The sequence below is a fragment of the Orbaceae bacterium lpD01 genome, assembly GCA_036251705.1.
Taxonomy (GTDB): Bacteria; Pseudomonadota; Gammaproteobacteria; order Enterobacterales; family Orbaceae; genus Utexia; species Utexia brackfieldae.
Genome location: CP133959.1, coordinates 1,231,610 through 1,254,485, shown reverse-complemented (window position 1 = coordinate 1,254,485; position 22,876 = coordinate 1,231,610). Strand labels below are relative to the sequence as shown.

23 protein-coding genes are annotated in these 22,876 nt (G+C 40.4%); 12 read left to right on the top strand and 11 right to left on the bottom strand.

What is annotated here, in order from left to right:
- The first annotated feature begins 300 nt into the window (after positions 1 to 300).
- On the top strand, positions 301 to 1,095 hold the full coding sequence (locus RHO15_05675) for a DUF3100 domain-containing protein (GenBank protein WVD62971.1): 795 nt from the start codon (positions 301 to 303) through the stop codon (positions 1,093 to 1,095).
- The gene (locus RHO15_05670) at positions 1,095 to 1,544 is read left to right on the top strand and encodes a hypothetical protein (protein ID WVD62970.1); all 450 of its coding nucleotides are present in this window, start codon (positions 1,095 to 1,097) and stop codon (positions 1,542 to 1,544) included. The genes RHO15_05675 and RHO15_05670 overlap by 1 nt, the downstream gene beginning before the upstream one ends.
- A 95-nt stretch (positions 1,545 to 1,639) precedes the next feature.
- On the opposite strand, the gene RHO15_05665 is transcribed toward RHO15_05670, so the two are convergent.
- The 4 genes from RHO15_05665 to zapB all read right to left on the bottom strand — a co-directional run bounded on the left by RHO15_05665 (position 1,640) and on the right by zapB (position 5,168).
- A complete protein-coding gene (locus RHO15_05665) occupies positions 1,640 to 2,155 on the bottom strand; it encodes an NlpC/P60 family protein (protein WVD62969.1) in 516 nt (171 codons plus the stop codon).
- 81 nt (positions 2,156 to 2,236) lie between these two features.
- A complete protein-coding gene (locus RHO15_05660) occupies positions 2,237 to 3,592 on the bottom strand; it encodes a GTPase/DUF3482 domain-containing protein (GenBank protein ID WVD62968.1) in 1,356 nt (451 codons plus the stop codon).
- Between the two features lies 1 nt (position 3,593).
- Positions 3,594 to 4,916, bottom strand: a complete 1,323-nt coding sequence (locus RHO15_05655) for a DUF2868 domain-containing protein (protein ID WVD62967.1) — start codon at positions 4,914 to 4,916, stop codon at positions 3,594 to 3,596.
- Positions 4,917 to 4,925: 9 nt separating this feature from the next.
- Positions 4,926 to 5,168 carry a cell division protein ZapB gene (gene zapB / locus RHO15_05650; GenBank protein WVD62966.1) on the bottom strand — a complete coding sequence of 81 codons (243 nt, stop codon included), beginning with the start codon at positions 5,166 to 5,168 and terminating at the stop codon, positions 4,926 to 4,928.
- Between the two features lie 112 nt (positions 5,169 to 5,280).
- Between zapB and tpiA the strand changes: the two genes are divergently transcribed.
- Positions 5,281 to 6,045: a triose-phosphate isomerase gene (tpiA, locus tag RHO15_05645; protein ID WVD62965.1), complete on the top strand. Its 765-nt coding sequence runs from the start codon at positions 5,281 to 5,283 to the stop codon at positions 6,043 to 6,045.
- Positions 6,046 to 6,182: 137 nt separating this feature from the next.
- Here the strand turns inward: tpiA and RHO15_05640 are convergent, their stop codons facing one another.
- Positions 6,183 to 6,509 (bottom strand): thioredoxin family protein, encoded by a 327-nt coding sequence (locus tag RHO15_05640; protein ID WVD62964.1) that lies wholly within the window; start codon positions 6,507 to 6,509, stop codon positions 6,183 to 6,185.
- Between the two features lie 467 nt (positions 6,510 to 6,976).
- Between RHO15_05640 and mnmA the strand changes: the two genes are divergently transcribed.
- The 7 genes from mnmA to RHO15_05605 are packed head-to-tail and all read left to right on the top strand — an operon-like array spanning position 6,977 to position 14,220.
- Positions 6,977 to 8,131: a tRNA 2-thiouridine(34) synthase MnmA gene (mnmA, locus tag RHO15_05635; GenBank protein ID WVD62963.1), complete on the top strand. Its 1,155-nt coding sequence runs from the start codon at positions 6,977 to 6,979 to the stop codon at positions 8,129 to 8,131.
- A 3-nt stretch (positions 8,132 to 8,134) separates the two neighbouring features.
- A complete protein-coding gene (hflD, locus tag RHO15_05630) occupies positions 8,135 to 8,770 on the top strand; it encodes a high frequency lysogenization protein HflD (protein ID WVD62962.1) in 636 nt (211 codons plus the stop codon).
- A gap of 23 nt (positions 8,771 to 8,793) precedes the next feature.
- Positions 8,794 to 10,164 (top strand): adenylosuccinate lyase, encoded by a 1,371-nt coding sequence (gene purB / locus RHO15_05625; GenBank protein ID WVD62961.1) that lies wholly within the window; start codon positions 8,794 to 8,796, stop codon positions 10,162 to 10,164.
- Between the two features lie 53 nt (positions 10,165 to 10,217).
- The gene (gene hemC / locus RHO15_05620) at positions 10,218 to 11,153 is read left to right on the top strand and encodes a hydroxymethylbilane synthase (GenBank protein WVD62960.1); all 936 of its coding nucleotides are present in this window, start codon (positions 10,218 to 10,220) and stop codon (positions 11,151 to 11,153) included.
- Positions 11,150 to 11,884: a uroporphyrinogen-III synthase gene (locus RHO15_05615; GenBank protein WVD62959.1), complete on the top strand. Its 735-nt coding sequence runs from the start codon at positions 11,150 to 11,152 to the stop codon at positions 11,882 to 11,884. The genes hemC and RHO15_05615 overlap by 4 nt, the downstream gene beginning before the upstream one ends.
- Before the next feature lie 22 nt (positions 11,885 to 11,906).
- On the top strand, positions 11,907 to 13,316 hold the full coding sequence (locus RHO15_05610; GenBank protein WVD62958.1) for a uroporphyrinogen-III C-methyltransferase: 1,410 nt from the start codon (positions 11,907 to 11,909) through the stop codon (positions 13,314 to 13,316).
- A gap of 10 nt (positions 13,317 to 13,326) precedes the next feature.
- Positions 13,327 to 14,220 carry a heme biosynthesis HemY N-terminal domain-containing protein gene (locus RHO15_05605; protein ID WVD62957.1) on the top strand — a complete coding sequence of 298 codons (894 nt, stop codon included), beginning with the start codon at positions 13,327 to 13,329 and terminating at the stop codon, positions 14,218 to 14,220.
- A gap of 26 nt (positions 14,221 to 14,246) precedes the next feature.
- Here RHO15_05605 and RHO15_05600 read toward each other — a convergent pair whose 3' ends face one another.
- From RHO15_05600 to RHO15_05585, 4 genes are all read right to left on the bottom strand, one after another.
- The gene (locus RHO15_05600) at positions 14,247 to 14,921 is read right to left on the bottom strand and encodes a ZinT/AdcA family metal-binding protein (protein ID WVD62956.1); all 675 of its coding nucleotides are present in this window, start codon (positions 14,919 to 14,921) and stop codon (positions 14,247 to 14,249) included.
- A 310-nt stretch (positions 14,922 to 15,231) separates the two neighbouring features.
- Complete coding sequence (gdhA, locus tag RHO15_05595; GenBank protein ID WVD62955.1) at positions 15,232 to 16,578, bottom strand: NADP-specific glutamate dehydrogenase; 1,347 nt, start codon at positions 16,576 to 16,578, stop codon at positions 15,232 to 15,234.
- 165 nt (positions 16,579 to 16,743) lie between these two features.
- Complete coding sequence (locus RHO15_05590) at positions 16,744 to 17,073, bottom strand: AzlD domain-containing protein (GenBank protein WVD62954.1); 330 nt, start codon at positions 17,071 to 17,073, stop codon at positions 16,744 to 16,746.
- Positions 17,070 to 17,798 carry an AzlC family ABC transporter permease gene (locus tag RHO15_05585; protein WVD62953.1) on the bottom strand — a complete coding sequence of 243 codons (729 nt, stop codon included), beginning with the start codon at positions 17,796 to 17,798 and terminating at the stop codon, positions 17,070 to 17,072. Before RHO15_05585 ends, RHO15_05590 begins: the two co-directional genes overlap by 4 nt.
- A gap of 108 nt (positions 17,799 to 17,906) precedes the next feature.
- Between RHO15_05585 and RHO15_05580 the strand changes: the two genes are divergently transcribed.
- Positions 17,907 to 19,028 carry a YcbX family protein gene (locus tag RHO15_05580; protein ID WVD62952.1) on the top strand — a complete coding sequence of 374 codons (1,122 nt, stop codon included), beginning with the start codon at positions 17,907 to 17,909 and terminating at the stop codon, positions 19,026 to 19,028.
- A 44-nt stretch (positions 19,029 to 19,072) separates the two neighbouring features.
- On the opposite strand, the gene RHO15_05575 is transcribed toward RHO15_05580, so the two are convergent.
- Complete coding sequence (locus tag RHO15_05575; protein WVD62951.1) at positions 19,073 to 19,660, bottom strand: cell division protein ZapC; 588 nt, start codon at positions 19,658 to 19,660, stop codon at positions 19,073 to 19,075.
- A gap of 613 nt (positions 19,661 to 20,273) precedes the next feature.
- On the bottom strand, positions 20,274 to 21,752 hold the full coding sequence (gene ilvC / locus RHO15_05570) for a ketol-acid reductoisomerase (protein ID WVD62950.1): 1,479 nt from the start codon (positions 21,750 to 21,752) through the stop codon (positions 20,274 to 20,276).
- Between the two features lie 139 nt (positions 21,753 to 21,891).
- Here ilvC and ilvY point away from each other — a divergent pair, with 139 nt between their 5' ends.
- A complete protein-coding gene (gene ilvY / locus RHO15_05565) occupies positions 21,892 to 22,773 on the top strand; it encodes an HTH-type transcriptional activator IlvY (protein ID WVD62949.1) in 882 nt (293 codons plus the stop codon).
- Positions 22,774 to 22,876: the final 103 nt, after the last annotated feature.

The window sequence follows — 22,876 nt, the reverse complement described above, 5'->3', positions numbered from 1 at the left end:
TTTACTTTTCAGTAAAGAAGCATAACTGCTTAATTTTTATAAAAATTTAAATACTTATTTTTCATAATAAACGGCTATTGCCGGCCAGTCTAGATTAGACAGCATAAAGAACTCGTGTCGTTTATATCACAGTATTAAAAATTTTTATTTGCTCAGCGGATTTGATTATGGTTTTATACCCACTACTGTTTTTTATTCACTACTTTTAATAGTAGTAAAAATAATACAGTTCCTCCTCAATAAAAACACACATAAATATCATTCAGAGGATTGATATAAAACATAGGAGTCATATTTTAGATGGATGTTTTTAAGGATTGGCGATTGCATATGTTGGCTTTGGTGATTGTTATCATCAGTGAATTAATCGGTATTCAAAAAATAGGGATGATCTCTTTATTACCGATGATTTTTGCCATGATTATCGGTGGCATAATCAGTTTTCCTAAATTAAAAATATTAAAAGAACGCAATATGAAACACGCCAGTAGTATTATGACCGTGTCATTAATGCTGTTGATTGCCAAACTTGGTTTAGATATTGGCCCGAATTTAAGTCATATCATGGAAGCGAAAGGCGCCCTACTATTTCAGGAAGTCGGACATTTTATCGGTACTATTCTATTTGGCTTGCCGCTTGCCGTTGCCCTGGGCATGGGCCGAGAAGCAGTCGGTGCAACTTACTCTGTCGCTCGCGAACCCAATATTGCGATTATTGCCGATAAGTACGGCTTAGATTCACCGGAAGGTAGCGGTGTGATGGCGATGTATATCTGTGGCACACTGTTTGGCGCAATCTGGATCAGTATTCTGGCCACATTTATTGCTAATTTAGGTATTTTACATCCTTACGCGTTGGCAATGGGCGCCGGCGTGGGTAGTGGCAGCATGATGGCTGCTTCAGCTGGTTCAATTATCGCGGTTTATCCAACCATGGCCGAATCAATTCGTGCCTATGCAGCCTCAGCCAATCTGATGTCGAGTGTACTTGGCATCTATATCTATATGTTCTTCTCTTTACCTTTTGCGAATAAAATGTACGTCGTATTTAGCCGTATGTTTGGTAAAACTGATAATGTGTCAGGTAATTCATAATGAAAATAATGGAAACGATTTTTGTGCTGATTCTGGTCAGCTTAATCATGGCAGCGGGTAATACGGTTGGCTATCATATTGATATATTGAGCTCAGTCAAAGCGGTGGCTATACTGGCCGCTATATCCGCGATTGGCTATCTAATTGCTAAATTACCTTACTGTAATAAGTTACCCGTCATCTTTTGGGTTTCAATTGTTGCGATTATGGTCTCTATACCGCAGATGCCGATCTCTGAATGGGTGATAGCAACGGCTAAAAATGTGCAATTTCTTGCCGTATGTACACCAATTCTAGCTTATGCCGGTCTGGCAATTGGTAAAGATCTCGCCATGTTCAGAAAAATCTCCTGGCGGATCATCCCGGTTGCACTTGTCGTCTGTGCCGGTACCTTTTTATGTGCGGCGTTTATTGCTGAGGTGACATTACACTGGGAAGGCGTCATATAAGCCAATAGCAGCATTAGCCATATCGCCTCATGACAAAAAAACCACCTTAGGGTGGTTTTTTATTATTTGCGCACGCGTTGAGAGGATAATAGAACTTATAGTACCCTTCGACTCATCCAATAATTTGATTTCCAGTACTCATTACTCAAACTGGCCAGCTGTACGCCATGATGGGATGAAACATGTAAAAATTGTCCGTTCTTATAATAAATACCGACATGTAAACCACTTCGACCTTCACCCGTTTTGAAAAAAACCAGATCACCCGCTTTTAACTTCGAGACTTCATGACCCAATTTTGCTTGCTGTGTGGTAGTTCTTGGTAAATTCACATTAAATTTAGATTGAAACGCGTTCATCACAAAAGCTGAACAGTCAATGCCTTTATAACTACTACCGCCATATTTATAAGGGGTATTTTTCCACTGCTGATATTGAGACTGAATATTCATTAAGACTTGTTTATCGGAATTTTGGTCGACATAACTAACCGCATTAGTACTTGAACAGCCGAAAAAAATTAATGATAGCAGAAAAAAACTAATCGAACGAAGTCGTCTTATTATATTGGTACTATTCGGCTTTAATTGGGAGAGTAAAGTAGAGTTCATAAGAGAGCGACGCTCAATAAATTAATCACAAACATCATAATAACCAATAGAATAGAATATGAAAAGAAAATCAGTAAAAAATTATTCTAATTGCTTAGCCAACTCGTTAACAATTTCAGTTCGCTGGTCATCATACAGTGCTGAGGATTTATTTAAACTTGACCACTTAGGATGTGATCTGGCAACAATTAATTGTTTCGGTAATTGTCCTTTCTGCCAAACTGTCGAGGCAGGATTGTTAATCACAATTAAATCTGTATTAGCATGACTTCTTGCATCTAAGTCTGTTTTTAACGCTTGTAATCTTAAAAATAAAAAACAGATCACTGCATCATCGACCGTCAAGGTTAATTGCCCGGAAAACTTACCTCTAATCTTAGCACCATAATGTCTCGCTGTCTGCGAAACGCCACCAATTAGCGCACCAATCAAGGCCGCAGCGCCTAATGTCATTCCCCCCGCAGCCAGATCAATCCCAGCACCGGCAATTGCACCTGTGACCATACCTTTACTCATATGGATACCCAGCAGCTTCATTGCTTCAGGACTAAACAGATCACTCTCGAAGCGTCCGGCAATGATGGGCATCTGTTCTAAGGTTTGATATTGATCATCAAATTGATAAAGCTGAAGCAGTGATTTAATCGCCTTTTGTTCTCTTTTCCTGACTTCATCTTGTAAAGCTGTGATGGCTTGTTGATCATCAGGTTCAATCGTACGATAACAGGCCGTCACATCAATCAGTGCTTCAGCGATAAGTTGTCTAGCATGATATTCACGCTGCTTACGCTTAACCTCCAGCTCCGTCACCAAATTATTCAGCAACGTTTTAGCCGATTCGATCAGCAGTGACAAGCTTTGATAAAGTCGCGTTTCACCATCTATTGGCGGAAAAACTGCATCAAAGCGAATAATGGCATGAATACCAACCCGCGCCAGTAATGCTTTCCACTCAACTTCAAAGCTGACTTCATTGGCGGTAAAATTTAAAATAGCCAATAACGGTTTATGACTATCGGCCAAAATCGCTAATTCGTCATGATATTTATCCAATACCGGTTCTGTGACATCAATCACGTACAGTCCCGCATCACTCACTAACAGCTGCCGAATAACTTTGGCTTCTTGATTAAAACGCTGCTCAGCTTCCGGACTGATTAAGAAACGTTGTAAACGATCAATACCATCAAGTTTTTCACCTACGCCAATTGAGCTATAAATATAATCATAAAGTGACATGCTATCTTCAAGCCCTGGCGTATCATAAAACACCACTGACTCATGGTCATTGATCGTTAGCGTGATTTTTTCTACATGACGGGTAGTACCGGGTTTATCTGATATAGCACCAAAATGACCATTTCGCGTTAGTGTCCTTAAAAAAGAGGTTTTTCCTGCATTCGCATGGCCAACTATCGCTAAATTTAATCTCTTCATCTTAGCCCACTTCTGTTAACCAATCAGGTTGTGCCGTTAATAGTGCAAGCTCAGCTAAATCAGCTCGCCAGTTTTGGTACTGTTTACCTTCATTGAGCAGCCATATTCTGGTTTGCTGCGATTTATTTATCAGTGCAATGATCAAATTGAGTATACCGCGGTCAGGGGCACGCTGGGTATCAATAGCAATTAACAATTTTTGTGCGGGATATTGCTGTAAATAATCTAACACTTGTTGGCGCTGCTGTCGTTGATTTAAGCACCCTAAAAAGGAGAAATCTACGGATATCGGTGGTTGCCAATCTTGATAAACCTCAATCGCAACCAGATATTGACCTCGACCTTGCCTATCTAATGGCAAGATTTGCGATAACTCATGTGCGATTAAATTAGGATCAACGATCTGTCCTTCGCAAGAGAATGGTTGTAAGCGCTGAGCGAGTAATTGATATGCTGGCAAAGCTAAATTTAGCTGAGCTGTTCTCTGCTTGATTGACCAAATAAAACCGCTGATGAGCATGAGTATCATGCGGGGGAGTAATCCATAAGCTAAAAAAACGCCCAATAGCCAGATCGCCCATGAGGAGCGAACCTCGCCCGCCGATAACGCCAGCACGCCACTCTGACGAATGGTTTCAACATCAGGCACCGCAAATCCCAACAACGCAGGAAAAGCACCTAACGATTGTGTTAGCCAGATAAATGAATGCGCATTTAAGAGGGTGGTTTGCCAAACAAAGCTGTAGTGTTTAGCCGAAAAAAGAATAACTAAAATCAAGAAACTGGATAACAGGATTAACGTCCAAAAAAGATTGACCACAAAACTGATTGCCCAACGTATCTGATGACCTGATAACGCCATGAGGGCTGGTAAGAATTGTTGCGTCGTCTGTTTGGCAGCAAATTTATGACTGAGCCATAACCATAACTGAACAAACAAGCTACCGCTCTCTTTGGGCAGTAATAAAAAGCTGAATAACCAAATCAGCAGCATAACAAAGTTAAGACCTAACAGACTAATTAAAGCCCAGAATATATTGACTGGCTCCTGACTTAATGCGGTAAAGCTTAAACCGGTGCCAATCAATAAAGCCATAAAAAAGAGCGCAAATAAGGTGATTTGCAACACTTTGATATAACGTCTTTGCAGATCCAGTAAACCTATTTGCTGGGCAATAAGTTTAGCTCTGAATAATATACGGTGGGTTAAATTACCGTTGATGCCTTTAGCCTGACGATTGGCCTCACTATCAGCAAAATGATCAGTTTGTTCAATTAAACGAATGGTTTCTGCTAGCCATAAATCTTTAAAACGCTGATTCAATGTGTGACCTTATTTAATATCACTCATCCGGCCAAGTAAACTCTGCAGACGATCTTGCCACTGAGACTGTTCTTGTTTTAAACGTTGATTTTCCTCTTGTAAAGCAGCAAACGTCGCATTTGAAGTAGAAAGTTGTTGTTCAAGTTGCTGATTATGTTCTTTGAGTTCATCAATTTCCATTTGTAATAATCCGACAGTATCAACCGCTTGTTGAATTTTACTTTCTAATTGATTTAAGATTTCTAATGACATGTTAGTCCTCAATAATTAATGGTGGTTATTTAACTACAATACTATTATTATATCTAATTGACCAGAATTCTACACCTAAATCATATATTAATGTCTTACTTGGAGAAAAATCATGCGCAAACCATTAGTAATGGGAAACTGGAAGCTCAACGGAAGCAAAGAAATGGCGAAAACATTAGTGGCAGGACTGAAACAGAACCTGGCTGATGTCAAAAACTGTGATGTCGCCATTGCCCCGCCTGTTATGTATCTGGATTTTGTTCGTGAGCAATTATCTGGAAGTGCAATCAACCTTGGCGCACAAAATGTTGATACTGCAGTATCAGGTGCTTATACCGGTGATATTTCTGCGCAAATGCTTAAAGAGATGGGCACGAAATATATCATTATCGGTCACTCTGAACGTCGAACTTATCACAAAGAGTCTGATTCTTTTATTGCTAAGAAATTTGCGGTGTTAAAAGAAAATGGCTTAATTCCTGTTTTATGTATTGGCGAAACCGAAGCGGAAAATGAAGCAAACCAGACAGAAGCAGTTTGTGCACGCCAAATTGATGCGGTATTAGAGACTTTAGGCGCTGCCGCATTTAAAGATGCCGTGATTGCTTATGAACCGATTTGGGCAATTGGTACCGGTAAATCAGCAACGCCAGCACAAGCACAAGCGGTACATAAATTTATCCGTGATCATATCGCGAAAAAAGACGCTGAAATCGCTAAACAAGTGATTATTCAATACGGCGGTTCAGTGAATGATAGCAATGCAGCTGAATTATTCACTCAGCCAGATATTGATGGTGCTTTAGTCGGTGGCGCCTCATTGAAGGCCGATGCGTTCGCGGTGATAGTTAAAGCTGCCGCAAAAGCGAAAAGCTAAGATGGTTCACGGTTGATTCAGCAACTATGAATAAAAAAAGCGGGATTAACCCGCTTTTTTATTAAATATGAAGAGAACAAGCTGCAATAAAATAGTGCTCTAATCAAATTGTTTCACTCAGCTTAACGCATCAAAAACTACAGATTATTCTCGATAAAATGTGCCAATTCATCGGCAGTTAACCGCCCTTCTCTTTCATCAATGATCTGCTGATGACGAATAAGAAAAATGGTCGGAACAACATCAATAGCCATTTTTTTAGCAAAAGCAGTATCCTGATCAATATCTATCTGACAACAATAGATCTGAGATTGGTAGTGAGATTGTAATGTTTCAATCATCGGCAGCATAGTCTGATAATCATCACTGCTATTGTTGATACAAAACAGTAAAATCAAACGCTCAGTACTCAAGAGCTGGCTAGCTAACTGCTCCGCGGTTACCACCAATACCGTTTTTGACATAAAATATCCCTCGACACATCTCATTTTATGATTTTATTGTGCTCGTATTTAACAGCTTATGCAATCATTAAACACTATCAAGCTCTTGGTAGATAAGATTGCTATCGATAAATCAGCTAACTTGATAACCTGACATCATCTCAATCTATTACGATGAATCCCATTTATCTGGCTTTTTTATTTGATGATTTCTTTCAAAAATCAACGATTGAAACCATGAGCATAGGGTTAAATTTCTCTATTTATATGCTAAGATAGAGAAAATCGTCAATGCCATATTGAATATTCAGATTACCTACCTAATATTAGGTATAGTTAAATCTGTTTCATTTTTTTATTCATGCGGTAAAGATCCGTTAAATAACTCATTTTTAATCTATCAAGCTGGTTGAAATAGTGTTTATTCAACTATTTTACTGTTTAAGTATTCGTTATATAGAGAGAGCCTTTTTAGCTAAAAATATATTATGTCTGACGCAAAAATTTCTGCATTAAATGCAATTGAAACAAGCACTAAAAAAGTGATTGTAGGTATGTCTGGGGGCGTTGACTCATCAGTATCCGCCTACTTATTAAAACAACAGGGTTATCAGGTCACCGGCCTTTTCATGAAAAACTGGGAAGAGGATGATAATGATGAGTACTGCAGTGCATCTGCTGATTTGGCTGACGCACAAGCCGTCTGTGATAAATTAGGCATAGAGTTATTAACCATCAATTTTGCGGCAGAGTATTGGGATAATGTATTTGAACACTTCCTCTCTGAATATAAAGCGGGCAGAACGCCCAACCCAGATATTCTATGTAATAAAGAGATTAAATTTAAAGCCTTTTTAGACTATGCCGCTGAAGATTTAGGTGCTGACTATATTGCCACTGGCCACTATGTCAGACGACGTGACACCGATGCCGGTACTGAGTTATTACGCGGTATCGATAATAATAAAGATCAAAGCTATTTTCTCTATACGCTGAGCGAAGCACAAATTAGTAAAAGTCTTTTTCCAGTGGGCGAATTAGAAAAGCCACAAGTGAGAAAAATTGCGGATGAACTCGGTTTAATCACGGCACAAAAGAAAGACTCAACCGGCATCTGTTTTATTGGCGAACGTAAATTTCGCGATTTTTTAGCGCGTTACCTACCCGCTCAGCCAGGTAAAATTCGTACCGTTGACGGTAAAGTGATCGGTGAACATCAAGGTTTAATGTATCACACCTTAGGTCAACGCAAAGGATTAGGCATTGGCGGTCTCAAAGATGCGCCTGAAACGCCTTGGTATGTAGTTGAAAAAAATCTACTCACTAACGAGCTCATTGTTGCACAAGGCGCTAATCATCCAGCCCTATTTTCAACGGGTTTAATTGCCCAGCAACTCGATTGGGTCAACCGTAAGCCATTAATCCAAACCATTCGTTGTAGTGTGAAAACCCGATATCGCCAACAAGATATTCCCTGTACGGTTACCCCCATTACGGATGAAAAAATTGAAGTGATCTTCGATGAACCGATTTCTGCTGTTACGCCGGGACAATCAGCTGTTTTTTACCATCATGAAATTTGTCTGGGTGGCGGGATTATAGAAGAGCGCATCGGCAACTCATTAAACCATAAATTCGAGTAAAACATGAGCAAATATCATAATATCGTTATTTCACTCGCTGGCGTCTGCCAAAATGCCTCGCTAGTAACGCAGCTGGCAGATTCAGCGACCTGTAATCATGAGCAATATAAAATAGCGGTAAAAAGTTTATTTAATACTTCGCCGACATCGGTTGGTGATGTTTTTGGTGGTATCGAGAATATTCAGTCAGGACTGCGTATACTGATCAAAGTCTTAAATGCGAATCAAAATAAAGAACAGATGGACTTGATACGTTATATTTTTGGTTCACTGGGTATTGCCAATAAGCTGCGTAAAAATAATCAGGCGCTATCAGAGCTAGCCCAAAGACTCTCACGTATCACCCATCTACATTCACCTTTAGATGAGACGACCATCGCCGAGCATATTGATGAACTCTCTTATTCACTCGCCGGCATCTATGCCGATATCATTAGTCCTATCACCACTAAAATTAAAGTGACAGGTAAAATTGAGTGCCTACAAAATACCTTGGTACAAGCCAAAATTAGAACGGCGTTATTTGCCTGTGTTAGAGCAGGAACGTTATGGTTTCAAATGGGTGGCTCGCGCTGGCAGTTTATTTTTTCACGTAAAAAAATGTTGCAAGCTGCCAACGAACTATTATCTTATTCCTAGCATGATCTGTGGAGTCTAAATTGATGAAATTATCTTCTCTTACCGCCTTATCCCCTATCGATGGACGTTATGGCGATAAAACGGCACAACTACGCACCCTATTCAGTGAATATGGATTACTCAAATATCGGGTTAAAGTTGAAGTACGTTGGTTGCAAAAATTGGCTGAATGCCAAGTGATTCAAGAAGTACCTGCATTAAGTAGCAAGGCGACTGAATATCTCAATCAGATTGTCGATAATTTTAGCGAGCAAGATGCACTGTTGATTAAAAACATAGAAAAAACGACAAATCATGATGTGAAAGCCGTTGAGTACTTTTTAAAAGATAAAATTGCACACATTGAGGAGCTTAGCCAGATTTCAGAGTTTATTCATTTTGCTTGCACCTCTGAAGATATCAATAATCTCTCCCATGCTTTAATGTTATCAGAAGCCAGAGAAACAGTACTGAATCCATATTGGCACAAAATTATCGATACTCTCACACAGCTGGCGCATGAATACCGCAATATTCCCTTGCTCTCTCGTACCCATGGGCAACCGGCAACGCCTTCAACGATTGGTAAAGAGTTTGCAAATGTGGTTTATCGTTTACAGCGCCAGTTTGCTCAGCTACAACAGATTGAAATATTAGGCAAAATAAATGGTGCGACGGGCAATTATAATGCGCATATCATCGCTTATCCCAATGTTGACTGGCATCAATTGAGTCATGACTTTGTGACACATTTAGGTATTAAATGGAATCCTTATACCACACAGATTGAGCCGCATGACTATATTGCTGAGCTATTTGATTGTGTGGCCAGATTCAATACCATTTTAATCGACTTTGATCGTGATGTTTGGGGCTACATTGCACTTAATCATTTCAAACAAAAAACTATCGCCGGTGAAATTGGTTCATCAACCATGCCTCATAAAGTCAATCCAATTGATTTTGAAAATTCCGAAGGTAATCTGGGCTTAGCCAATGCGATGATGGCCCACCTGGCCAGTAAATTACCGATATCACGCTGGCAAAGAGACTTAACTGACTCAACGGTGCTGCGTAATCTTGGTGTAGGCATTGGTTATGCCATCATTGCCTATCAGTCGACCTTAAAAGGATTGAGTAAATTAGAAGTCAACCAAGCTCATTTGTGCCATGAGCTAGATCGTAACTGGGAAGTTCTTGCAGAGCCGATTCAAACGGTGATGCGTCGCTATGGCATAGAAAAACCTTATGAGAAACTAAAAGAGCTCACTCGCGGTAAACGTATCGATGCAAAAGGCATGCAACAATTTATCGATAGCCTGGCAATACCAGAAGAAGAAAAAATACGCTTAAAAGCGATGACACCCGCAAATTATATCGGTTTAGCGCCCCAGCTGGTCGATAAATTAAATTAGTTTTAGTGGGTTAATGTACTTAGGGTGCAATTAATCCACTTATTGAGGTTTTTATGCAGCAACAGCCCGTTATTCGGATTGCCACAAGAAAAAGTCCTTTGGCACTTTGGCAAGCCAATTTTGTAAAATCACAATTATTAAAATATCATCCCAATCTGATTGTTGAACTGTTCCCGATTGTTACACAAGGTGACATTATTTTAGATACACCGCTTGCAAAAATCGGCGGTAAAGGCTTATTTGTCAAGCAATTAGAGCAAGCCTTGCTTAATAATGAAGCGGATATCGCGGTTCATTCGATGAAAGATATTCCGGTAGAGTTTCCAGATAAACTGACCTTGACAACGATTTGTCAACGCGAGGACCCGCGTGATGCATTTGTTTCTAATCACTATCAATCACTGGACGATCTGCCTAGTGACGCGGTCGTCGGCACTTCAAGCTTACGTCGCCAATGTCAGCTTAAAGCGCATTATCCGCAGTTAAATATTAAAGATTTGCGCGGTAATGTCGGTACCCGATTAGCCAAACTTGATCAAGGTGAGTACGATGCGATCATCCTAGCGGTTGCAGGACTAAAACGTTTAGGTCTATCGGATCGTATTACCACCGCGTTAGATCAGCAAATCATGCTACCTGCGGTTGGACAAGGTGCTGTTGGTATCGAAACTCGCGTAAATGATCCGATGATTGAACAGCTGTTAGCGCCGCTTGATGATAAACCTACGCGCCTTTGCCTATTAGCTGAACGAGCCATGAATAAAATGTTACAAGGTGGCTGCCAAATACCGATCGGCTGTCATGCAACACTGCAGCAAGATACGCTACAGATTAAGGCGTTAGTTGGTCGCTGTGATGGCAGTAAAATTATTCATGCGAAAATCACCGGTAAAAGTGAGTGCGCGGAGCAGCTTGGTATCGCCTTAGCAAAGCAACTTTTAGCGCAAGGTGCCAGAGAAATTTTAGATGAAATAAACGCCTCCTCATGATAATTATTACGCGGCCTTCCCCTTACGGAGAGGAACTACTTAATTGTCTTAAGCATGCTGGTTTATCGGCCAGACATATACCGCTATTTACCATAGAACCAAGTATATCAATCAACAATTTACAGGGTAAACTTGATACGCTTTCTGAGCATGATATGGTGATTGCCGTATCACCACAAGTGATCAATTGCCTGGAACAATCTGCTGAGCCGATTCAATTTCCGATGGCATTAAATTATGCCGCGATTGGTCAAAAAACGGCACAATTGCTACAAAAAAAAATTGGTCAAACGGTGATTTATCCAAGTATGGATGAAAATAGCGAAGCACTCCTTACTTTGTCCGCGCTGCAAAAGGTGGCCGGTAAACGAATACTGATTCTGCGCGGCAATAATGGACGTGAGCTTTTAGCCAGTATTCTACAATCGCGAGGTGCGCAGGTGGAGTATGTTGAATGTTACCAGAGAAGACATATTGACTATCCCGCCAAAGAGATTCAAAGCTGGCCGAAGCGTGCCACAATAACAATGACCAACATTGATAGCTTGCTAAGATTAAATGAGTTGGTCACCCCTTCTCAGCGTTCACTGAGCAAATTAGTTGTCACGAGCCCAAGAATAGCTAATAAAGCGAGACAACTCGGCTGGCTTAACGTCATTCAAGTCGACTCCGCCAATAATCAAATTTTATTTAAAATGCTTGTCACTCTATGTCATAATGGACGCGTTTAATCTCACTGGATAAGGATGAATCATGACTGAAAACAGATCATTACCAAGCAATGAAGATATTCAGCATAATGAGGCTACTGATGCAGTTCAGTCACAGTCTGATAATAAGCAGACGGCACCTGAACAGAAACCTAAAAAAGAGAAGCCTGCCCCAATAACAGATAATAATCGGCAGCAATCAGCGATCAAATCCGATGCGCCAAAAAGTCGCTCAAAAGATACGACGAATAAGACACCGGTTTCTAAATTATCCATTTTGGCTATTTTACTGACATTCGGGCTTGGAACGGGTATCTATTTTCATGGGCATCGCCAAGTCGCAGAGCAACAAGCGACTATCGCTTCACTCCAGCGCGAACTGACCACACTCCATGAGTCATTATCTCAGCAGATTCAACAAGAGTTAACACAAGCAAGTACTAGTCAAAATCAACAACTTGCGCAACTGCAGCAAAAAGTTAACGATGATCTGATTAAACAGCAACAATCACAAAATCAATTTACCACTAAAATTGACGATGCCATGCAGATTAATGAGCAAAGCTTACAGAAATTGCATGCACAATTATCCGCGCTTTCACCCGCCAATAATAATAACTGGTTAATTTCTCAAGCGGATTATCTGGTCAATCTGGCCGGCCGTAAAATATGGAATGATCAAGATTATGTGACAGCAAGGTTACTCTTAAAAAGTGCCGATGCGAGTCTGGCTGAAACCAATGATCCTAGTTTATTACCGGTTCGACAAGCGATTGCAAAAGATATGAGCTCGCTTGCACTGATAAGCCATATTGATTTTGATGGCATTGTGATGTCATTAATGGAAATGGCAAATCAGGTCAGTGATTTGCCATTAGTAGATAATTATGAAGCGATTGATCTGTCACTGGTAAACTATGATGATTCATTCTCTGAAGCAGCCACCGAACATGAAGCGACCAGTTCAGAGATGCTTCCGGCAGAAACGCCGCCCTCAACCTTCAGTCGTTGGTACCATAATTTACTGAGAAATGGGCAATCTTTCTTAAATAAATTTGTCACAGTTGAAAAGTATGATCAACTCACCAATTGTCTTGCTAAGGCAGGCCAGAATAAAGAGGCAGCTCAGCATTGCCAGATCTATCGTGCGCTGATTACGCCAGAACAATCCGTTTATCTAAGAGAAAATCTGCGATTACAACTTTTTATTGCTGCCCAAGCCGTACCGCGTCATCAAGATGCCATTTATCAACAAGCACTCAAAGACGTCTCCAGTTCGATTTATGCTTACTTTAATACCCAAGCGCCGATGACCCAAGCCTTTATTGATGAATTGACGCAATTACAAGAACAGACCATCAGCCAAAAATATTTACCTGAAAAACTTGCGAGCGCACCACTATTAGCGCATTTGATGCAAACCCGCGTTCGCGATTTACTCACCGCCAATTAGGAGATAAGTGATGATTAGAATCTTGATTATTTTCCTGATTGCCGCTGGCGTCATCGTGATTGCACCAATGCTCGCTGGGCATCAAGGCATGGTGTTTTTTCAAGTTGCCGGTTACCGGATAAAAATGAGTTTTACGCTATTTATATTAGCTGAAGTCATTCTGTTTTTTCTGGTCTATTTTGTCTATTGGTTATTAAAAGAGATCTCACTATCACATAGTTCTATAAGGCGATTCTGGCACTATGTATTTCCCAATAAATCAGCGAAGAAAATAGAAGATGCACAACTACTGATATTAGAGGGAAAATATAAAGCAGCGGAGAAATTATTAACCAAAGCGGCTAAATCAGCCAATCATCAAACCTTGCTCTATTTACAAGCTGCGCAAGCCGCGATTGATGCCAATGATTTAATTTCAGCAAATCAGTTACTTGAACAAGCTGCGCTAACTTGCACAGATAAAGAAAAAATGGCCTTCTTATTGGTCCAAATACGTTTGCAAATTAAGAATAACGAACTGCTGCAAGCGAAAAAACAGATTAATAAGTTACTCGATGATCATCCAAGACATCCTGAAGTCATCAAGCTGGCCAGTAAAATTTATGATAACTTACAAGATTATCAAGCCATTATTGAGATGATGCCAGTGATGTACAAAGTACAACTCTATCCAGAAACGCAGCTTGACCAATATAAGCACAGTGCCTATATTGGCCGCATTCATCAATTAGCCAACGACGTGGATAGTCATGCTTTATCTCATTGGTGGCAGGCACAACCTAAAGTAATCAGAACAAATCTACTTTATCAAAAAGAAGTAGCACAATCTCTAACCCAAATTGGTCAGCTTGCTGAAGCACAGAAAATCAACGCGCAGATCGCTAAACATAAAAATGGCATATAGCTATTTTATGCGATCTTAAGTGTAAGTTAGTGCGCCAGCATCTCTTCCACAATATCCGCTTTATCATAAGAGAGCGGATAAAAGGTGGGCCAATTGGTGACTTCATTTTCTAATTCAACTTGTGACTCATTGCCTAGATAAAGATGGAAATGGAAAGATGGCGCAGGTGCAATACCATGATCGCTAAATTGCACATATTTTGGCGCTGATGATGCAGGATCACGACATTGAAACAGATAACGAACCCCACGATTGCCAGCTTGATAGTCTAAAATTTTATACCCCTCATAAGTGTAGCGACAAGAGCTCATTTTATCTTTTGCAAAGAAATAGATCTCATCGCCCTCAATCGAAATAAGGTCAATATTCGTTGCATAACCTTTCTCATAATAATCCTTGAACCCTGCGAATGTTTTCGTTCCATCGCTTGCCGCTTTAGCGGCCAATACCGCATCAAGATCGCCAGCCAATAAATAACTATATACTGACTGCCAGTTACCTTGCCAATCGGAGAGCGGGCGATCTTTTACCTCAGCATTGCTAAAATATCCAGCAAATATCTGGCGCTCCTGCTCGGTCATCTCATGATGGTGCGCATGATCATGATTATGGCCGTGACTATGTGCGGAAGTATAAAAAGCAATACAACCAGATAACAGTGTTACACCAGAGATGAAATGATAAAATAGATTTGTCTGCATGAAGCGTTCCGAATAATAATTGAGTTAAAATTGTACTGTCATATCACTGACAAATGATCATTAAATGTTATGTTATAACATAACTCTATTTTTCTCAAGTGACATATTCCACGTATATATTGATAACTGATTGATTGAATGTTGAATCTCTTTCACTTTCTGATATGAGGAGAAACTCAGCCGATAAAAAGAGGTGTCTGTATCAACACCTGAACAACAAAAGAAACGAAGGTTTTTAAAATAAAAATCAGGCTAAATATAACAAGCATAAAAAAAGCCACCTGCTGGCAGCTTTTTTATCAGATAAAACCTACAGTACGCCTTGTCCTATCATCGCATCAGCGACCTTAACGAAGCCTGCAATATTGGCCCCATTCACGTAGTTAATCACCTTGCTGCCATTATCGCCGTAACGAGCACAAGATTCGTGTATTGCCAGCATGATATGATGTAGTTTATGATCAACCTTCTCGGCAGACCAGGATAATCGCGCTGAATTTTGTGCCATTTCAAGGCCTGATGTCGCTACCCCACCAGCATTGGCTGCTTTACCTGGAGCAAACAGCACATTTGCGGCAATAAAGGCTTCGGTAGCTTCAATCGTCGTTGGCATATTAGCGCCTTCACCAACGGCAATAACACCATTTTTGATCAGCGTTTTTGCATCTTCCAAATGAAGCTCATTTTGCGTAGCACAAGGTAAGGCAATATCAACCGCAATATGCCATGGTCTTTGTCCTTCCAGATAGGTTAGATTAAAGGCTTTAGCATAATCTTTAACGCGTCCATATTGTACATTTTTAATCTCCATCAGCGCAGCTAATTTCTCTTTGGTAAATCCTTGCTCGTCAACCACTGTACCATTAGAGTCAGAAACCGTAATCACTTTCGCGCCGAGTTCTAAACATTTCTCCACCGCATATTGCGCCACATTACCAGATCCGGAAATGGCGACTTTGAGCCCATCCAGACTTTTACCTTGTTTTTCAAGCATTGCCTGCACAAAATAAACCAGACCATAGCCTGTTGCTTCCGGACGAATCAGACTACCACCAAATGCCAATCCTTTGCCGGTAAAAACACAAGAGGCATTATTGGTCAATTTCTTCATCATGCCGGCCATAAAGCCCACTTCTCGACCACCGACACCAATATCACCGGCCGGTACATCGGTATCCGCACCAAGATGACGATAAAGCTCAGTCATCAGCGCCTGACAAAAACGCATTACTTCACCATGACTTTTACCTTTAGGATCGAAGTCACTTCCCCCTTTGGCACCACCAATAGGTAGCGTGGTTAATGCATTTTTGAAGGTCTGTTCAAAACCGAGAAACTTCAGTATCGACAGATTCACCGAAGGATGAAAACGCATGCCGCCTTTATAGGGACCAATGGCTGAACTAAACTGAATTCGCCATGCCCGATTCACCTGCACTTGTCCTTTATCATCAATCCAGGTCACGCGAAATTGAACAATACGTTCAGGTTCAGTAATACGAAGTAATAATGCCTCTTCAGTATAACGAGGATTATTTTTTAAAAATGGCCATAGCGAGACAAGCACTTCCCGAATCGCCTGTAAATATTCCGGCTGATGTGGATCTCGCTTTTGGATATGATGAATAAACTGCTCAACAGAAGTGAACTGACTCATAAATGCCCTTTTTCCTTAAGAAAGTAAAATGACTGAAAAATAGATTGCATTTGTAGAATATAACATCATTTCTTAAGCTTAAGGATCCAAAGCCGTGCGTTAATTCCCTGTTATAATAAAAATCAATCTTGATATTGAGATTATAAGTATCATTTTTAACGTTTATCAATAACCTAAATAACGAATCAGTGCCATACTTAACATGCCAATGACGACGATCCACATCAAGTTTTTACTTAAAATAGCGCACAGAATAGTCGGTAATGAAGCCACGAGATAATCGGTATGAATAGCGGGAAACTGACCTTCTCGATAAATCAATAAGCTCTGAAAAAATAGTGCCGTTAAAATACATAAAGGGACATACGATAAAAATCGAACAACCTTATAGGGTAGCTGAATTTTGCGCACTAAAATAAAAGGGATCACTCTGGGTAACCAGGTCACCAAGCTACAGCCAATAATAATCAGTAAAGCGTAAAGTGTTATGCTCATTTCTCGGTTACCACGCCAATCAAACAGCCTAATAGGGTAGCGGCTAACAGTGATATCTGCGGTGATAAAAACCGCATAAAAATCACCATAAAGATCACCACTGCGCTCATAATCAGTAGAGTATGTAATATTTTTTTCTGTTTATCACTGATAATTTGCAGGTAGAGTAAGCCAATAAACATGGCCACTAATGCAAAATCGAGTCCAAATTGCTGCGGATTCGGTAACCAACTCCCCAATATCGCCCCTAACAAACAGGATAAAATCCAGGACAAATAGGCCATCACATTAAGGCCGTGCATCCAGTGTGCAGTGATAGGCCGCTTGAGGCTGATAAAATTCATGGCAACCGCAAAGGATTCATCCGTAAGCAGTGAACCAATCCCCATATTGTGCCACAAATTATAACGACGAAAATAGGCGGCCTGCGCCATGCTCATTAAGAAATGTCTTGAATTAACGAAAAAAGTCGTCAGGATAATCGCCGAAACAGGGCTACCGATCACCATCATACCGGCGATAATAAACTGAGAGGCCCCTGCATAGATAAACATCGCCATTAAGGTTATTTCTAACACACTTAAATTAGCAGCTCGGCCTAAAACCCCTGCGGCAATACCGATACCCATATAACCTAATATTGTTGGTAAACAATCTCTAGCACCATCTTTGAAGGTGACAACCGGCTTAGGCGTTAATGGTTGATTAACGTTTTGTTGTGACATAAGGCGACCTTTTAAATAATTCGTCAATTCAACATCAATATCTTTGACGACATTGATCTCAAGCATATTTATTTTTACAATAGTTGTTTGTTATTTTATTGTATTTCTATGATGCGAACAATCGAACAACTTTTTATCTATCCCGCCAAATCACTCAGCGGAATTAGGCTTGATAGCGCGCAGGTCCAACCAAGCGGTTTTCAGTTTGATCGTCAGTTTATGTTGACGAAACCGGATGGCACCTTTATCACGGCCCGAAAATATCCCAAGCTGCTACGGTTAACCCCACAAATCACTGATGCAGGCCTGACGATTATATCGCCAGATAATCGAAGTATTGTAATCAATTACCGTGATTTTTCAAGTCAACCTGAATTCACTGAAGTCTGGGGCAATCATTTTCATGCTTATATTGCCTCAATCAACGTCAATCGTTGGTTTAGTGATTATTTACAGCACGATGTGCAGCTGCGCTGGGTGGGTGAACACTCCTCTCGTCGGATCAAGCAGTTTCCCGATATTCCCCTCTCATTTGCAGACGGTTATCCGTTTTTATTAATCAACCGCGCCTCTTTTGAATATGTCAAAGCACGTTGTCATTCACCAATTGAGATAGCACAGTTTAGAGCCAATATTATTGTTGATGATCAGCAGCCTTTTGCCGAAGATAGCTGGAAAACGATAAAGATTGGTGAAGTGATTTTTGAATTGGTCAAACCTTGTTCTCGCTGCATCTTAACCACCGTCGATACCCTATCTGCCAAATTAAATTCGCAAAAAGAGCCTTTAAGTGTGCTGGCTGAATTTAGAACTGATGATAAAGGTGACATTGATTTTGGTATGAATATGATTGCGCGCAATCAAGGTCTTATTCGTGTGACAGATCGTGTTGAAATTCTCGAGACCAAACCGGCAAAATTATATCAGCAGCGTCAATATACTTTACCGTCATTCAGGGCATCGGCTGAGCCCAGCGCAACAACCCATCAAGAGATTGATATTGACTATCAAGGTCAGTTTTTTAAAGGCAATACCGAGCAAACCATTTTGGAGCAATTAGAACAGCATAATATCCAAATACCCTACTCTTGCCGAGCCGGCCTTTGTGGAAGGTGTCATGTAGCATTAATTGAAGGTGAGGTAAAACCATTGGTGCAAAATGCCATACGGCAACAACATCAAATACTAGCGTGCAGCTGCATTCCGCGGAGTAATATTAAATTAGGATAGAATAACAATCAGTGTCGTCTTGAATGAATCAGGGCGACTTTCGCTCAACAAACTTTACTTAAAAAATTCTGTAATATTTGATTTGTCTCAGTGTCAGTGCTTTGCATCTGCTGTTGAGATACTCTGTTTTTCGGCGCCAGACGGTCGTGCATGACTTTGATAGGCTCGCCAAGATAAAAGGTCTTGCCTGACATCGTGATATGAACATCGGCCACCACACACAAAGAAGCACTTTCGCCAACATCAATCGTTAATAAGTTCACACATTCGCCCGATTCTTGTGTACACGCAACCACGATCTCACCTACAGCAGGAACAAAGAAACATGGTTGCTGCATAAAAAACCAGCTTTTTGGCAACTGTGGTTTCAAATAGTTTCTAGCCGCTAACGCATTTAACACTAATTCCACTCTATTCGGTTCTGAAAGTGATAACTCTGCACAGCTTTCATAGAATTGATAATAAAACGTGGCATCCTGAATACAAAACGCCGACTGATATAGCGCATCAGCAATTAATAGTTTTTGATTATAGCGGGAACGAAAAATCATCTCATTAGACAAATCAATCATTAGCGCATCTAATGCTTTGTCAAAAAACCAGAACCAATTTTCGGCAGGTCGAATATTCATTATTGTTATTCTCGTAATAATATTTATTAACCGCTTATATATAGCATAGATAATTATTTAAATAAAGCATTAATTTTAATTTAACTATATAAAATTAAATGATTTTATTATTAATAATTAAGATCTAATTAATATTAAAAATAGATCTTAATGAGCCTAAAAAGATCATAATTTAAGATCTTTTTAGATACTTAAGATCGTGATTTTATCTCAGCTAAAATTGACTGATTGTGATGACTTTTTAGTTTAAAGCGATATAAAAATGAGACTGTTAGCGAGATCACAAAAAGAGTCGTTCAAAACAACAGACTGTCGATAGGATCAGTCATATTCAACATAAGGTTAATGGCCCTCATAAACGAGCCAATCATACGATCAAAAATGGTGGGTCATAACCTTACTCATACAGAGATATCGATATAAACATTAAGCCGAAAACGGAAGGGGTGATCGTACCTGTCATAATCAGGAGATATAGGTCTAAAGGTGATGATAGGGTCACACGACAATCAAATATGCTTGGCCAACCCAATCGACAGCATAAAAAAAGGGTGTACGCAATGGTACACCCTGCTCTATCAATATTACCTTTATGAAACGCAGATAGCGAGAATTAGTTGCCGACGTTAATACGTTTCATATCAGTCATATAACCGCGTAATTGACGACCGATCACCTCGATTGGATGGTGACGAATCGCTTCGTTCACTTCGCGTAGCTGCGCATTATCAACGCTGCCTTCAGGAATGGCTTTACCTAAGTCACCCGTCTGTAAAGTGGACATGAATTTCTGACGTAATAAGGACTCAGCTGCATTGGCAAATAGATAGTTACCATATTCAGCAGTATCAGAAATAACCACATTCATCTCATATAAACGTTTACGGGCAATGGTATTGGCAATCAAAGGTAACTCATGTAGTGATTCATAATAAGCCGATTCAGATAAAATGCCTGATTCAAGCATGGTTTCAAAGGCAAGCTCAACCCCTGCTTTCACCATCGCAATCATCACCACACCTTGATCAAAATAAGCCTGCTCATCGATTTTACCATTATATAAAGACGCTTTTTCAAAACCCGTTTCACCCGTTTCTTTACGCCAGGTTAAAAGATTAACATCATCATTTGCCCAATCCGCCATCATAGTTGATGAGAACTCACCCGAAATGATATCGTCCATATGTTTGCGGAACAGATCACGTAAAATCACTTTTAACTCTTCAGACAGTGCATTGGCGCGTAATTTAGCGGGATTGGATAAACGATCCATCATTAGGGTAATACCGCCCTGTTTTAGGGCCTCAGTGATCGTTTCCCAACCAAATTGGATCTGTTTACAGGCATAAGCAGGATCGACGCCCTCGGCGACCATTTTATCAAAACATAGTAATGAACCGGTTTGTAACATGCCGCAAAGAATAGTTTGTTCACCCATTAAATCTGACTTCACTTCAGCAACAAAAGAGGATTCAAGCACACCAGCGCGATCGCCACCGGTTGCCGATGCCCAGGCTTTAGCAATCGCTAAACCTTCACCTTGTGGGTCATTTTCAGGATGCACCGCAATCAGCGTCGGTACCCCAAAACCACGTTTATACTCTTCACGAACCTCGGTGCCCGGACATTTTGGTGCAACCATCACAACGGTGATATCTGGACGAATTTTTTCACCCACTTCAACAATATTGAAACCATGTGAATAACCTAATGCCGCGCCTTTTTTCATTAAAGGTTGAACCGCTTTCACTACTGCTGAATGCTGTTTGTCGGGGGTTAAATTCACCACTAAATCTGCCGACGGAATTAACTCTTCATAAGTACCAACTTTAAAACCATTTTCAGTCGCTTTACGCCATGAAGCACGTTTTTCAGTAATCGCTTCTTTACGTAAGGTATAAGCAATATCTAGACCTGAGTCGCGCATATTTAAACCTTGATTAAGGCCTTGTGCACCACAACCCACAATCACAATTTTTTTGCCTTTCAAAAAATTGGCGCCGGAAGCAAATTCATCACGAGACATAAAACGGCATTGACCTAATTGATCTAATTTTTGGCGCAAATTTAAGGTGTTAAAGTAATTTGACATAGCTGACTCCAGTTACTGAAAAAGGGTTAATGGCAACATTCCACTGCTTTACTTTGGATCATCATACACTGAATATCATATTGCTTAAATTGATATATTTAATATACTATATTGCAAATATTGCAACATGAAACGACTTATGGATATTCGAGATCTCAGGCTTTATTTACATTTATGTGATAGCGGAAACTTTAGTCAGACGGCTAAAGAGATGTATATCAGTCCGTCGACACTTTCTCGGCAAATTCAACGTTTGGAAGCGCAGTTAGGACAGGCCCTGTTTATCCGCGATAACCGCAGTGTACAAATAACGGAAGCCGGTACATTATTTAAACATTTTGCGACACAAACGCTACAGCACTATCAACAGCTACAACATCAGCTTAAATCCGATCAAACAGAACTGGTCGGCGAACTGCGCCTATTCTGTTCAGTGACGGCCGCTTATAGTCATTTACCGGATATTTTGGATCAGTTTCGCGTCCAATATCCGGCAGTAGAGATCAAACTCACCACCGGTGATGCGGCTGATGCAGTCAAGAAAATTCAATCGAATGAAGCTGATCTGGCCATTGCTGGACGACCTAAATTGCTCCCTGCGGGCATCAATTTTGCCGATATTGGTAACATCGAAATGACCCTGTTTATGCCGAAGTTGAAAACCAATTTTAGTGCACAGCTCCATCAATCATCGCCGAACTGGCAACAGATTCCCTTTATCTTACCAGAACATGGACCGAGTCGACGTAAAATCGATCGCTGGTTTAAACAACAAAAAATTCTCCAGCCACATATTTATGCGACTGTCGCGGGTCATGAAGCGATTGTATCGATGATTGCCCTGGGTTGTGGGGTCGCTTTATTACCCAAAGTGGTGATTGAAAATAGCCCAGATCGCATTAGAGAAAGGATTCTTGAATGGCCGAAAAATTTAGTTGATCCGTTTGAAATTGGCGTTTGTGTACAAAAAAAACGCCTATCAGAACATGTTATTGCCGCATTTTGGCAACTAGTCAGTTAATCTGCTGAGGCCTGTTAAGCACACACAATCATGATGTGAATATTCGAGAATTGAGATTGCTGTGCTAAAATAGACTGAGTAGATAAAAATAACGCAGGTAAAT